The sequence below is a fragment of the Streptosporangium lutulentum genome (genome assembly GCF_030811455.1).
Lineage (GTDB): Bacteria > Actinomycetota > Actinomycetes > Streptosporangiales > Streptosporangiaceae > Streptosporangium > Streptosporangium lutulentum.
This window is the reverse complement of sequence record NZ_JAUSQU010000001.1, coordinates 2,030,233-2,042,782: the sequence shown is the minus strand read 5'-3', so window position 1 is coordinate 2,042,782 and position 12,550 is coordinate 2,030,233. Positions and strand designations below refer to the sequence as shown.

Genomic DNA, 12,550 nt, shown 5'->3' with positions numbered 1-12,550 from the left:
TGGGGGGCGGGAAGATCGCCGCCGTCAGCCGAAAATCGGCAGGACAGCGTTGTGCACACCATAGAATGACGCCTGAATGTCCGCAATGTTTCTACTTCTTTTCGCAAAAAAATACCTACTTTCCGAGTGTTATCGGTCGGACCAACGAGAGAGCACGACGAGCAAGGCGTCTAGGTCTTGACCGGTAAGCCTGCCGGAGTGGAACGGTCCGATGTTTCGATCCATCCGTTCTCTGTGAGGGCCCAGACCTTCACAGATAATCCAGGATCACGCCGAGCAGCGCGCGCCAGAGAAGTCCGGGTTCCAGCGCGAAGGCGTCCTGCGCGAAGCACGGTGGGGCGGCGGACACCGGCACGATCGGATCCTCTACTCGCCGCCGCGCACGGCCTCCACCTCCAGCGGGCCGGAGGCCGGCACCACTGAGGCTCCGCGCTGAGCGGCCGCCTGCGCCCGGAGTTCATCATGAACCCAGAGGCCGTGTTCGTCCGCTCATGGAACGGATCGTCGGGTGCCGGTCTCGGCGGACAGCCGTACGGTGTCGAGCAGGCGGTGCAGCCGCAGTCCATCGTCGAAATCCGGCGTGGTACGGGCGCCGGTACGCAGGTCATCGGCGATCCGCGCGTAGGTCTGCGCCACGTTGAAGACCTCGATTCCGTGGGCCGCCCCGGGAATCCAGCGGTACCGGTCCGGGGCCGGCAGCTCCTGCCACGAGCCACCGACGCCCTGGGCTCCCAGAAGGCGCAGTTCGCTCATCTGGATGCCGCCCGGACCGCCTGCTCCGGAGACGATCGCCAGGTCGCCCTCAGTGCCGGTGATCTCAAACCGGGTACGGCCGTCGGTGGCCTTGGCGTCGTGGATGTGCGCGGAGACCACGGCACCACCGGCCAGGGTCGCGTGGAGAACGATCTGATCGGGACTGGTCACCTCGAGGGTCTCCCCGGTCTCGGGAACGGTCTGCCGCGAGCGCCGGATCGACAGGCCGGCCGAGAGCTCGGTGATGCCGCCGAGGAGATGTTCCAGCGCGTCGAGCGTGTGCCCGCCCGCGACCTCCAGCGTCCCGGCGGCGTTGGCCCGGTCGACGGTGTACTCGAATCCGGTGGGAAGCAGGCCGCCGGCACCCTTGGCGCGTGCGGCGTAAATCGTCGCCGCCGTGACCCGGCCGACGTAACCGCCGGCGATCAGCTCGCGTGCGTAACCGATCACGGGTGAATGGCGGGCCTGCAGGCCGATCGTGGCGTACACGCCCGCGTCGCGGGCCGCCCCGGCCAGGACCGCCGCCTCCTCGGTCGTACGCGCCAGCGGCCACTCGCAGTAGACATGCTTACCCGCGTCGAGGGCCGCCTGAATCAGCTCGAAATGAAACGGCACCTTGACCGTGATGACGACCAGGTCCACCTCCGGGTGCGCGGCGAGCCTCCGCGGGTCGGTGAAGGCATGCAGGACTCCGAACCGGCGGGCCGCCTCCCGGGCACTGGCCTCGCGGCTGGTGCCGACCGCGGTGATCTCGAAGTCCGGCAATGCTCGCAGTGCCGGGATGTGCGCACGTGCCGCCCAACCCCGATCGGGGTTGGCACCGATGATCCCCACCCGGACCGTATCCGCTGTCATGATCCGCTCTCCCCTCATGAGCATATAAACGGACCATAACCGTCCGTTTTGAAATATAGAGTAACCGGACTTCAGAAGTCCATTTGTTGGTAGGATCACCGTATGAGCAGGTCGGGCAGCGCCGTGGACCGGCTACTTCTGGATGGCACGGGTCGCCGACCCCGCGCGGACGCGCGGCGCAACCTCGAGCGGCTGGTGGCGGCGGCCCGATCCGCCGTCGCCGAGGTCGGCATCGACGTCACCGCGCACGAGATCGCCCGCCGGGCCGGGGTTGGCATCGGCACCTTCTACCGGCGCGTACCCTCCCGTGGGGCATTGCTGGAGACGGTGGTCATCGAGGTGCTCGGCCAGGCTCTGGACCTGGCGGACCGATCCCTGGACGACACCGACCCCTGGCGTGGATTCCATGACTTCTCTGTCGTCTTCGTACGACTGCGTGCCGAGAGCTGCGGCATCAGCGAGGCACTGGGGGGTGCCTGCGGGCCTGCCCTCGACGAAATCCTGGCCGAGTTGCGCGAGCGCATCCGGCTTCTGGTCGAGCGCGCCCAGGCGGCGGGCGCGATGCGCCGGGACGTCGCGTGGCAGGACGTACCCTTCCTGCTGGCCGCCGTCGCGACCGGCGGGCACACGTTGCGCATCACGGCGGGCGCCGAACAGTGGGAGCGCAACCTCGCGATCGTCCTGGACGGGTTGCGCACCGACCGCCCGAGCTCGTTGCCAGGCGTCCCTCCCGCCGAGCCCCCCATGCGGGAGGCCCAGGCCGTCCCCTAGCTTTCCGACGCCCTCCCCGAACCATCCTCCAGCTTTCCGACGGCGTCGGGGATCGGGTCGTCTCCCCCGATGAGCTCCAGGCTCCGGTGACGGGCGCCGGGCCCGTCCAGCAGCGCGACGATCACCGCGGCGACGTCGTCCCGGGAAACCTGGCCGCGGGGCAGCGGCGGCTCCGACAGCGTGACCCTGCCCTTTCCCGGATCGTCGGTCAGGCCTCCGGGACGGAGTATCGTCCAGTCCAGGTCACGGGTGCGCAGATCGCTTTCCGCGTCGGTCTTGGCCTGGATGTACGCCACCCACACCTCCTCGGAACCCGGTGCGGGCGGCTTGCCGGCTCCCATCGACGAGATCTGAATGAAGCGGCGCACCCCGGCACGCTCGGCCGCCTCGGCGAACAGGACCGCGGCCCCGCGATCGACGGTGCTCTTCCTGGCAACGCCGCTGCCCGGCCCCGCCCCCGCGGCGAACACCGCGGCGTCGGCCCCCAGCAGATGGGCGGTGACCTCCTCCAGACCGGCCTGCTCCAGGTCGCACAGGACGGCCTTGGCGCCGATCGCCCGGAGGTCGGGCTCGTGCTCGGGCCGGCGGATCAGGCCGACCGGCTCGTCGCCGCGCTGGGCGAGCAGCCGCTCCAGCCGTAGGGCGATCTTCCCGTGCCCGCCCGCGATGACTATGCGCATGTCGTTTCCCCCTTCAGACGAGCCTCGCACGGCCGTGCGGTTCGCGCTCCGCCCGGTGCACCAAAGCCATGGAAATCTCCAGTGATACCACAAGCTGTAGTGTGTGGTATCACCTGTCGGCTACAGTTGACGACATGGCGATGACCATCCGATTCGAAGACGAAGAGAACGAGCGCCTGCGCAGCATGGCCGAGGCCGAGGGGTTGTCCATGGCCCAGGTGGTCAGGCTCGCGGTCGACGAGCGCGCGACCCGCCTGTCCGTCCATTCCCGTCTCACCGACGCCTGGGGGCCGATCCCGCAGGCCGAGCTCGACCGCGCCGCGCGATCCCTCGGGATGGAGCAGGATCGCGCGGCTTCCTGACACCATGATCTGGTGAGCACCTTTCCTCCCGCCGGGTCCGGCCGCATTCTCGACACCTCTGCCCTGGTGTCCGCCGCGACGGGCAAGCATCTCTACGCCCGCGCGCTCATCGCCGCCTCCCTGCGGTCCGGCACCATCACCCTGCTCATCCCGGTCAGCGCCTACGTCCAGGCCCTCGCCATCCTTCCGCAGGACCTGCGCTGGCAGCTCATGCTGCTCACCACCTCCCCCACCGTGGACCTCAACCACATCGAGGATCGGGAGAAGGCCCACGAGATCGCCGATCTCGCTGTGGCCGACGTCGCCCTCGCCCACGTCGCCTGGTGCGGCCTGCGCTACGGCTGGCAGATCGTCACCGATCGCGGGGAGGATCTGTTCGCGATCGCCCCCGGCGTGGAGATCGAGCCCCTGCCCTGACCACGGCCCGAGCCGGCCGCGGCTCGCACCGCCGTCGGCCGCCGCGACGGACCCGCACCGGGAACGACAGGGGTCGGGTTCGGAGGGGGCCGCCCGGACGGCCGGAGGCCCCTGGCCGTGCCGTTCCTCAGCCTCCGGCGCGTTCGGCGAACGCGGTGATCGTGTCTTCGAGGCCGGTGGCCGGCCGGCCGAGCAGGCGGGAGAGGTCGGGGCCGGTCTGGGCGAAGGCGCCTGCCCTCACCATCGGGAACAGGCTTCCGAGCCATCCAGCCTCCGCGTCGGTGACCTCCCGACACGTGACCGGCCGGCGCAGGACCCTCGCCAGGGCCTCGGCGAGCTCGGGGTAGGTCCACAGAGGCCCGCGCAGTTCGTAGATCGCGTTGTCGTGCCCGGATCCGCTCAGTACGGCGCCGGCCGCGAGGGCCAGGTCGCGGAGCCGCGCCGTGTTGAGGGGCCGGCCCTCGGTCGAGGAGACGATCTCGCCGGTCTCCTTCGCCTGGGCCAGTGCGGTGGCCACGAACGCCTCGGAGTAGAACGTGTTGCGCAGCAGGGTGTAGGTCAGGCCTGACTCACCGATCATCTCCTCGGTGGCGGCGTGATCGGCCGAGAAGCCCTGGCCGTTCTCGGCGCCGATGCCGCTGGTGTAGACGACGTGCCGTACCCCCGCCCGGACCGCGCGCTCCAGGACGGTCCGGTGCTGGACCACGCGGACCCCGGGCGTCAGATCCGAACCGGACACCAGCAGCAGGAGATCCACCCCCTTGAGCGCCGTGTCGAGGGAGGCCGCGTCGTCGTAGTCACCGCGCCGCACCTCGACGCCCCGGCCGGTGAGATCGGCGGTCTTGTCCGGGGTACGGGCGATCGCGACGCGGAAACCCGCGGGCGGCCCTCTCCCCCACCGCCCCGGCCTGGTCAGAAGGGGGCGGTCCCGCCGGCGCCGAAGGAGGTCTCGTGGTTCCACAGGTGGGTGCATCCCGGGCACTGCAGGTGCAGGACGCTTCCGGTGTTGCCGATGAGGTAGCGCCAGTGCACCCCGCAGTTCCGGCTGTCTCCGCAGTCTCCGCAGTCCCTGTCGTCGCGGCACCGGGGGCAGGGGATCCAGGCCCTGCGTCCGAGGTCGGCGTGCGGATCAAGCGGCAGCATGGCCCGGCCCTCTCCGCGGCAGGACTCCCGCGTCCACGAGCATGTCGTAGGTCTCCCGCTGCCGCTCGTCGAGCCCGGAGTAGAGGAGGTCGTACGCCTCCTCCTCGCCGCGCATCACCGCCGGCGGATCCCAGCCGGGCTCCAGCGCCGCCATGACCGCGGCCCTGCGGCGCGTCTCCTCCAGAGTGAGGTCGATCTCGAAGACGGCATGTTCGCCGTTGCTGTCCTGGCTCAAAGCGCGGCTCTCCCGTGGGACGGCGGACGTGTCATCCGTGTGATCGGCGGGGAGACGCCCGCCGGAGGCCCCGGAAGGGGGGAGCCGGCCGCCATGGGATGGAGATGGCCGGTCCTTTGCGATCACTCGAATGCGGCTCGGGGGTTGGATGGCCCCAAAGAGGGACTTGTGTCCTTTTTTATACCTTATGTCGCTTTTCATGGCCACTTCGTGACGCACGTCATGGTCACCGCCCGGGTGTGATCGCTCTTGGCCCGAGGCCGGACGGCACGCCACCGCGGAGCCATCTCATCCAGCGGACATCTGCCGCTTAACCTGCAAAAACCTGATGATGCAGAGATCAACTCCTGCACACTCCACTGGACGTGGCCCGTGCCGATGACGTGAGCTCGAACGAGAAGCCAGAGGCCCGTCGCGTAGCCCGCCTCTCGACAAGCTCTCATTAGGAGCACTCACATGAGCGTTCAGAACCCGATCGTCCTCGAACCCGCCGCGCAGGAGCTCGCCGACGCGACCTCGAGGCCCCCCTTCCTGTACGAGCTGGAGCCGGCCGCCGCACGCGAGGTCCTCGACGACCTTCAGGCCGCGCCGGTCGACAAGCTGCCCGTCGACGAAGAGTGGATCACCGTGCCGGCCTCCGTGGGCGACGTGCGCGTGCGCCTCGTCAAGCCGCGGAACGCCACCGGCACGCTGCCCGTCGTGGTGTACATGCACGGGGGCGGCTGGGTGCTGGGCAACGCCGCCACCCACGACCGGCTCGTGCGCGAGCTGGCGGTCGGCGCCAGGGCCGCGTTCGCCTTCGTGGAGTACACCCCCTCGCCGGAGGCCCGCTATCCCGTCGCCATCGAGCAGGGCTACGCCACCGCGCAGTGGATCACCGCCGACGGCGCCTCCAAGGGCCTGGACGCCGGCCGCATGGCGGTCGCCGGCGAGTCGGTCGGCGGGAACATGACGGCCGCGCTGGCCCTGATGGCCAAGGAACGCGGCGACGTCACCTTCGTGCAGCAGTCGATGTACTACCCGGTGACGGACGCCGCCATGGACACCGGCTCCTACGATCGGTTCGCCACCGGCTACTACCTCAGCCGCAAGCTCATGGAATGGTTCTGGGACGCCTACACCACCGATCCGGCGCAGCGCGCGGAGATCACCGCCTCCCCCAACCAGGCCACCGCCGAGCAACTGGCCGGACTGCCGCCCGCCTTCCTGCTCGTCGACGAGGCCGACGTGCTGCGCGACGAGGGCGAGTCCTACGCCGCCAAGCTCCGGGCCGCCGGCGTCCCGGTCACCACCGTGCGCTACGACGGCACCGTCCACGACTTCATGCTGCTCAACTCGCTCAGCAAGACCAGGGCCACCCGCGCCGCCATCGCCCAGGCCACCGCTTTCCTGCGCACCGCGCTCGGAACCGCCTGAGCCCTCAGGAATCGTAGCCGAGCAGGTCGCCGGGCTGGCAGCCGAGCTCGCGGCAGATCGCGCTGAGGGTGGAGAACCGGATCGCCCTGGCGCGGCCGTTCTTCAGGATGGACAGGTTCACGATCGTCACGCCCACCCGGTCGGCCAGCTCGGTCAGGGTCATTCCGCGGTCGGCCAGTAGCTTGTCGAGGTGCACGACGACGTGGTGCTCTTCCTCCGGAGGCATCAGACCAGCCCCTGGGTGTCCGCCCTGAGCTTGCTGCCCTGCCGGAACACCTCCGCCAGCGCGAGAGCGGCGAGCCCGACGATGAGGGCCCAGGAGAAGTTCTCGGCGCTTTGGACGGGCGTGTTCTCCAGCGGGGTGCCGGAGAGCAGCCCCTTCAGGGCCAGCTCCTCCACTCCGGGAATACCGGCGAGAGAGAGGAGCAGGACGCCGATCACCGAGAGCCTCCACGCGTTCCGCGGAACGAAGGGATCGTCTTGGTTGAAAGTCCGGATCACCATCAGGAGAATACCGGCGACGACACTCATGATCACTGCGAGCAGCAGATCGGGCAGCGCGAGCAGGAAACGCTGCGAGACGCCGGGGTCTGCGATGACCAGGGTGTAGTCGGACGCCGGCTTGATCAGGCTGACCGCTCCCGGCGGGCCGGTCGGAAGGGGCGCCGGGTCATCGGCCGAGCTCGCGGTTTTGTAGGGGTTGATCTCGACGGGGCGTGTCCCGGCGCCGGGACCGGCGAAGATGCCGGTGAGAGAGATCAGCACACCGATCAGGGCGATCCCGAACCCGACCCACACCACCAGTTCCAGATTGCGGATGTTCCCACCCGGCTTGGCCATGACAGGTCCTCCCCCAGCGAATGGATATCGATTTTCGATAAAACGATAAACGATAAACAGGCGCGGGGACAAGACCGGACGACCTGGGAGGTCATGGTGCCTTGCGGGCGCCGATGACCCGCTGGAGAAGGATGAAGACGAAGAGCAGCGCGCCAATGACGATCTTCGTCCACCACGAGCTCAGCGTGCCGTCGAAGCTGATGATGGTCTGGATGACGCCGAGGACCAGAACTCCCAGGACTGTTCCCACCAGGTAGCCCGATCCCCCCGTGAGCAGGGTCCCGCCGATGACGACCGCGGCGATCGCGTCGAGTTCCATGCCGACCGCGTGCAGGCCGTACCCCGACAGCATGTAGAAGCTGAGCAGCACCCCGCCGAGCGCCGAGCAGAAACCGCTGATCGCGTAGACCGTGATCTGGGTCCTGGCGACGGGCAGGCCCATCAGGAGCGCCGAGGCGGGACTGCCGCCGATCGCGTAGGTGTTGCGGCCGAGCCGGGTGTAGCTGAGGACGTACACGCCGGCGATGACGACGACCAGGGCGATGACCACGCTCGGCGACACGAAGTACTCCCCGAACCTGATCTTCGACTGCGCCATCGACGTCCAGAAGGGATCGGTGATCGGGATCGAGGAGGTGCTGATCGTGTAGCACAGGCCTCGGGCGAGGAACATCCCGGCGAGGGTGACGATGAACGGCTGGATCTCGAAGTAGTGGATGATGCAGCCCATCGTGAAGCCGAGGAAGGCGCCGATGAACAACACGAGGGGCAGGACGGCGTAGGGCGGCCACCCCTGCTCCTGCAGCAGCGAGGCCGACAGCATCGTCGTCAGCGCGACGACCGAGCCCACCGACAGGTCGATGCCGCCGGTGAGGATGACGAAGGTCATCCCCGCGGCGACGACGAGCAGGAAGGCGTTGTCCACGAAGACGTTGAGGATCACCTGTCCGTCGGAGAACGCCTCGTAACGGACGGCCCCGACCCCGTACATCACCGCGAGCAGGGACAACGTCGCCAGCACGGGGATGTACTTGCCCTGGGGCCGCCGCAGTTCCGGCCATCTGCCGGTCAGACCGGTCATGGGGCGACCTCGACTTTCGTCTTCTCCCGCGCGGCCGTCCGCGCGGACAGCCGGCGACGGCGTTGGAAAACCTTGGCGCGGAACGCCGATGACTGGATGAGGCACACGACGGTGACGACCAGCGCCTTGAACAGCAGGGTCGTCTCCGGCGGGACGCCGACGGTGTAGATGGTGGTGGACAGCGCCTGGATGAGCAGGGCGCCCACGACGGTGCCGCCGATGGAGAAGCGCCCTCCGGCCAGCGACGTGCCGCCGATCACCACGGCGAGGATCGCGTCGAGCTCGATCCACAGTCCCGCGTTGTTGCCGTCGGCGCTGGAGACGTTCGAGCTGACCATCAGACCGGCGATTCCCGCGCAGAACGCGCAGAAGATGTAGACCATCACGATGATCCGGCGGGAGCGGATGCCCGCCAGACGGCTCGCCTCGGCGTTGCCGCCCACGGACTCGATGAGCATGCCGAGCGCGGTGCGGCGGGTGAGCACGACGGCCAGGACCGTCACGGCCAGGGCCAGCAGGATGGAGAAGGGCACGGTCAGCCAGTAGCCGCCGCCGATGAGCTTGTACGGCGTGCTGTTGATCGTGAGGATCTGCCCGTCGGTGATCAGCTGGGACAGTCCGCGCCCCGCGACCATGAGGATCAGCGTCGCGATGATCGGTTGCATGCCGACCCCCGCGACCAGGAAGCCGTTCCACAGGCCGAGTACCAGTGCCAGCCCGAGCGCCAGGCCGATCGCGCCCAGGACTCCGCCGACGCTGTTCTGGTCGTCCTGCCGGCTGATCCACAGGCAGGCCAGGGCTCCGCAGATGGCGACGATCGAGCCCACCGACAGGTCGATGCCCTTGGTGGCGATGACCAGGGTCATGCCCAGGGCGACCATGATCAGTGGAGCGCCGAGGCGGACGATGTCGACCAGGCTGCCGTAGAGGTGGCCGCCCCTGAGCTCGATCTTGAAGAAGTCCGGTGTGAAGAGGAGGTTGGCCAGCAGGAGAACGACCAGGGCGGTCACCGGCCAGAAGAGCCGCCGCCCGGTCAGGGCGCTCACGCGTTCGCTCATGCGACGGCTCCGCTCGCGATGGTCCGCATGACGTGCTCGACGTCCACCCCGTCGTTGGGCATCTCGGTCACCAGATGTCGATCACGCAGTACGGCGATCTTGTGGCTGAGCCGCAGGACCTCTTCGAGCTCCGCCGAGATGAACAGGATGGCCATCCCCCCGTCGGCGAGCGAGACCACCAGCCGCTGGATCTCCGCCTTGGCGCCGACGTCGATCCCCCGGGTGGGCTCGTCGAGGATCAGCAGCCGTGGTTCGGTGATCAGCCAGCGGGCCAGCAGCACCTTCTGCTGGTTGCCGCCGCTGAGGTTGCGCACCACCATGTCCGGGTTGGCGGGGGTGATCCGCAGGGCCTTGATGTACTTGTCCACCAGCTCCTCCTGGCGGCGCCGGGGAATCGGACGCGACCACCCGCGTTCGGCCTGGAGCGCGAGGACGATGTTCTCCCGCACGGTCAGGTCCTCGACCAGTCCTTCGGTCCGCCGGTTCTCCGAGCAGAAGGCGATGCCGTGGGCCATCGCCGCACGCGGGCCGCGGATGGCCACGGGGGTGCCGCCCACCTGGATCTGACCGTGATCGGCCCGGTCGGCCCCGAACAGCAGCCGGGCCACCTCCGTCCGGCCCGAACCGAGCAGTCCGGCGAGGCCGACGACCTCTCCGCGGTGGATCGCGAGATTGAAGGGCGCCACGGCGCCGTCGCGCCCGAGCTCGTGCGCCGCGACCACCGGCTGGACGTCCTGGCGGGCGGCCGGGGAGCGTTTGGGGTGCTCGTCCAGCTGCTCCAGGACCTCCAGCTCCTTGCCGATCATCATGGCGACGAGGTCGATCTGGGCGAGCTCCCCGGTGAGGCGCTCGCCCACCAGGCGGCCGTTGCGCAGCACCGTGACACGGTCGGAGACCTCGTACACCTGGTCCAGGAAGTGGGTCACGAAGAGGATCGCGATGCCCTCGTCCTTGAGCTGCCGCATGACGCGGAAGAGCTGCGCGCACTCCTTCGCGTCGAGGCTGGAGGTCGGCTCGTCGAAGATGAGCACCTTGGCGGAGATGTCGATGGCCCGCGCGATGGCGACCATCTGCTGCACGGCGATGGAATAGGTGCCGAGCGGGGCCGAGGCGTCGATGTCGAGCCGGAGCCGTTTGAGCAGCTCGGTGGCCCGCCGGTGGATCTTCTTCCACTGGATCGCGCCGAGTCGCCGCGGTTCGCGGCCGATGAAGATGTTCTCCGCGACCGACAGATTGGGACAGAGGTTGATCTCCTGGTAGACCGTGCTGACACCGGCCTGCTGCGCCTGCAGGGGACCGGTGAAGCGCACCGCCTCCCCTTCGAGAACGACCTCGCCTTCGTCGATGTCGTAGACCCCGGTCAGGGCCTTGATCAGTGTTGACTTGCCGGCGCCGTTCTCTCCCATGAGGGCGTGCACCTCACCGGGGAAGAGCCGGAAGTCGACGTCGCTCAGCGCCTTGACGCCGGGAAACTCCTTGGTGATTCCCGTCATCGCCAGGATCGCTGCGGGCTCTGCCATCCCTGTGGCTCCCTGCGTGTTCGGGTGGTTCCTGGTGGTCGAACCGTGTGGGGGTGTCCCCGTGGCCGCTACACGTCCGGACGGTCGTCAAGGGTCCGGGGTGTCGGGCGCCCAGGGTGGTTCTCGCGCGTCCGGTGGGGACACCCCGGCCGGCGGGTGCCGGCCGGGGTGTCCCCCGCCGCGGTGGACGGCGCACGGCGCGCGGGCGCCGGGGGTCGGCGCCCGCGTCCGGCGTGCGCTAGTACTGACGATCCGGCAGGGCGGCCTTGGCCTGCTCGGGGGTGAAGGTGGTCTCCTCGGTGAGCACCCGCGTGGGGATCTGCTCGCCCTTGACGGCCTTCTTGACCAGGTCCATCAGTTGCGGGCCCAGGAGGGGGCTGCACTCGGCGATGAAGTTGATCTTCCCGTCGGCCAGGGCCTGCATCCCGTCCCTGACCCCGTCGATAGTAATGATCTTGATGTCCGTACCGGGCTTGAGACCCGCGCCCTCGATCGCCTCGATGGCGCCGAGACCCATGTCGTCGTTGTGGGCGAACAGGACGTCGATGTCCTTGTGGGCCTTCAGGAAGGCCTCCATGACCTCCTTGCCCTTGGCCCGGGTGAAGTCACCGGTCTGCGAAGCGATGATCTTGAACTTCGGGTCGGCCGCGATGACGTCCCCGAAGCCCTTCTTGCGGTCGTTCGCGGGCGCGGAGCCGGTGGTGCCCTGAAGCTCGACGATGTTGACCGGATCGGGCTTGCCCTCGTACTCCTTGACCAGCCACTCGCCGGACTTCGTCCCCTCGACGACGAAGTCGGAGCCGATGAACGTCTTGTACAGCGAGGTGTCGGCGGAGTCGACCGCCCTGTCGGTCAGGATGACCGGGATTCCGGCGTCCTTGACCTCTTTCAGAACGGTGTCCCAGCCGGATTCGACCACCGGTGAGAAGGCGATCGCGTCGACCTTCTGCTGGATGAACGAGCGGATGGCCTTGATCTGGTTCTCCTGCTTCTGCTGGGCGTCGGAGAACTTCAGATCGATGCCGGCCTCCTTGGCCGCGTCCTGGACGGACTTGGTGTTCGCGGTCCTCCAGCCGCTCTCGGCGCCGACCTGCGAGAAGCCGAGTGTGATCTGGTCCGATCCGCCGCCCTGCCGGCTCGCGCCGCTGTCCTGACCCGAGCCGCAGGCGGCGAGCACGGAGGCGAGCACTCCGGCCGCCAGGGCCGCCGCCAAACCACGTCTGAACATGGTCTCTCTCCTTGTTGTTCTGGGGGGATGAAGGAGATGTCACCGGGTCCGGGCCTGATCTCCCGGACCTGGACGTATTCGATATCGGTACCGACGAAGGGGAGCCCGCCGCCGGCGGCTTGGTCGAGCGCTTGCTATGGGTAACGTTAACAATTCGGGCCGGGGCGGGGCCGGACACCGGTCCCGCCGCG

15 protein-coding genes are annotated in these 12,550 nt (G+C 68.7%); 4 read left to right on the top strand and 11 right to left on the bottom strand.

Translation table 11 applies throughout. The annotated features are described in order from the left end of the window. Positions 1 to 489: 489 nt before the first annotated feature. The gene (locus tag J2853_RS08585; RefSeq protein ID WP_307556441.1) at positions 490 to 1,608 is read right to left on the bottom strand and encodes a Gfo/Idh/MocA family protein; all 1,119 of its coding nucleotides are present in this window, start codon (positions 1,606 to 1,608) and stop codon (positions 490 to 492) included. 102 nt (positions 1,609 to 1,710) lie between these two features. Here J2853_RS08585 and J2853_RS08580 point away from each other — a divergent pair, with 102 nt between their 5' ends. Continuing rightward, the gene (locus J2853_RS08580; RefSeq protein WP_307556440.1) at positions 1,711 to 2,379 is read left to right on the top strand and encodes a TetR/AcrR family transcriptional regulator; all 669 of its coding nucleotides are present in this window, start codon (positions 1,711 to 1,713) and stop codon (positions 2,377 to 2,379) included. Here J2853_RS08580 and J2853_RS08575 read toward each other — a convergent pair. Continuing rightward, the gene (locus J2853_RS08575) at positions 2,376 to 3,059 is read right to left on the bottom strand and encodes an SDR family oxidoreductase (protein ID WP_307556439.1); all 684 of its coding nucleotides are present in this window, start codon (positions 3,057 to 3,059) and stop codon (positions 2,376 to 2,378) included. The two genes, J2853_RS08580 and J2853_RS08575, sit on opposite strands and share 4 nt — an antisense overlap. A gap of 134 nt (positions 3,060 to 3,193) precedes the next feature. On the opposite strand from J2853_RS08575, the gene J2853_RS08570 reads away from it, so the two are divergent. Then, complete coding sequence (locus tag J2853_RS08570) at positions 3,194 to 3,421, top strand: ribbon-helix-helix domain-containing protein (protein WP_307556438.1); 228 nt, start codon at positions 3,194 to 3,196, stop codon at positions 3,419 to 3,421. Positions 3,422 to 3,433: 12 nt separating this feature from the next. Beyond that, on the top strand, positions 3,434 to 3,838 hold the full coding sequence (locus tag J2853_RS08565; RefSeq protein WP_307556437.1) for a hypothetical protein: 405 nt from the start codon (positions 3,434 to 3,436) through the stop codon (positions 3,836 to 3,838). Between the two features lie 127 nt (positions 3,839 to 3,965). Here the strand turns inward: J2853_RS08565 and J2853_RS08560 are convergent, their stop codons facing one another. Genes J2853_RS08560 through J2853_RS08550 form a run of 3 tightly spaced genes read right to left on the bottom strand, consistent with a single transcriptional unit; the run spans position 3,966 to position 5,216 of the window. Then, a complete protein-coding gene (locus J2853_RS08560) occupies positions 3,966 to 4,799 on the bottom strand; it encodes an NAD(P)H-binding protein (protein WP_307556436.1) in 834 nt (277 codons plus the stop codon). Further along, complete coding sequence (locus J2853_RS08555; protein ID WP_307556435.1) at positions 4,751 to 4,981, bottom strand: hypothetical protein; 231 nt, start codon at positions 4,979 to 4,981, stop codon at positions 4,751 to 4,753. The genes J2853_RS08560 and J2853_RS08555 overlap by 49 nt, the downstream gene beginning before the upstream one ends. Beyond that, complete coding sequence (locus J2853_RS08550; RefSeq protein WP_307556434.1) at positions 4,968 to 5,216, bottom strand: DUF6400 family protein; 249 nt, start codon at positions 5,214 to 5,216, stop codon at positions 4,968 to 4,970. The genes J2853_RS08555 and J2853_RS08550 overlap by 14 nt, the downstream gene beginning before the upstream one ends. Positions 5,217 to 5,672: 456 nt before the next feature. Here J2853_RS08550 and J2853_RS08545 point away from each other — a divergent pair, with 456 nt between their 5' ends. Continuing rightward, positions 5,673 to 6,632: an alpha/beta hydrolase gene (locus tag J2853_RS08545; RefSeq protein ID WP_307556433.1), complete on the top strand. Its 960-nt coding sequence runs from the start codon at positions 5,673 to 5,675 to the stop codon at positions 6,630 to 6,632. A gap of 4 nt (positions 6,633 to 6,636) precedes the next feature. On the opposite strand, the gene J2853_RS08540 is transcribed toward J2853_RS08545, so the two are convergent. The 6 genes from J2853_RS08540 to J2853_RS08515 form a co-directional block, all read right to left on the bottom strand. Next, complete coding sequence (locus J2853_RS08540; RefSeq protein ID WP_307556432.1) at positions 6,637 to 6,858, bottom strand: helix-turn-helix domain-containing protein; 222 nt, start codon at positions 6,856 to 6,858, stop codon at positions 6,637 to 6,639. Then, positions 6,858 to 7,472: a DUF2975 domain-containing protein gene (locus J2853_RS08535; protein WP_307556431.1), complete on the bottom strand. Its 615-nt coding sequence runs from the start codon at positions 7,470 to 7,472 to the stop codon at positions 6,858 to 6,860. The genes J2853_RS08540 and J2853_RS08535 overlap by 1 nt, the downstream gene beginning before the upstream one ends. A 91-nt stretch (positions 7,473 to 7,563) precedes the next feature. Next, a complete protein-coding gene (gene yjfF / locus J2853_RS08530) occupies positions 7,564 to 8,553 on the bottom strand; it encodes a galactofuranose ABC transporter, permease protein YjfF (RefSeq protein WP_307556430.1) in 990 nt (329 codons plus the stop codon). Then, on the bottom strand, positions 8,550 to 9,611 hold the full coding sequence (locus J2853_RS08525) for an ABC transporter permease (protein ID WP_307556429.1): 1,062 nt from the start codon (positions 9,609 to 9,611) through the stop codon (positions 8,550 to 8,552). Before J2853_RS08525 ends, yjfF begins: the two co-directional genes overlap by 4 nt. Further along, entirely contained in the window at positions 9,608 to 11,131 is a 1,524-nt protein-coding gene (locus J2853_RS08520; RefSeq protein ID WP_307556428.1) for a sugar ABC transporter ATP-binding protein, read from the bottom strand. Before J2853_RS08520 ends, J2853_RS08525 begins: the two co-directional genes overlap by 4 nt. 238 nt (positions 11,132 to 11,369) lie before the next feature. Beyond that, entirely contained in the window at positions 11,370 to 12,359 is a 990-nt protein-coding gene (locus J2853_RS08515; RefSeq protein WP_307556427.1) for an ABC transporter substrate-binding protein, read from the bottom strand. Between the last annotated feature and the right edge of the window lie 191 nt (positions 12,360 to 12,550).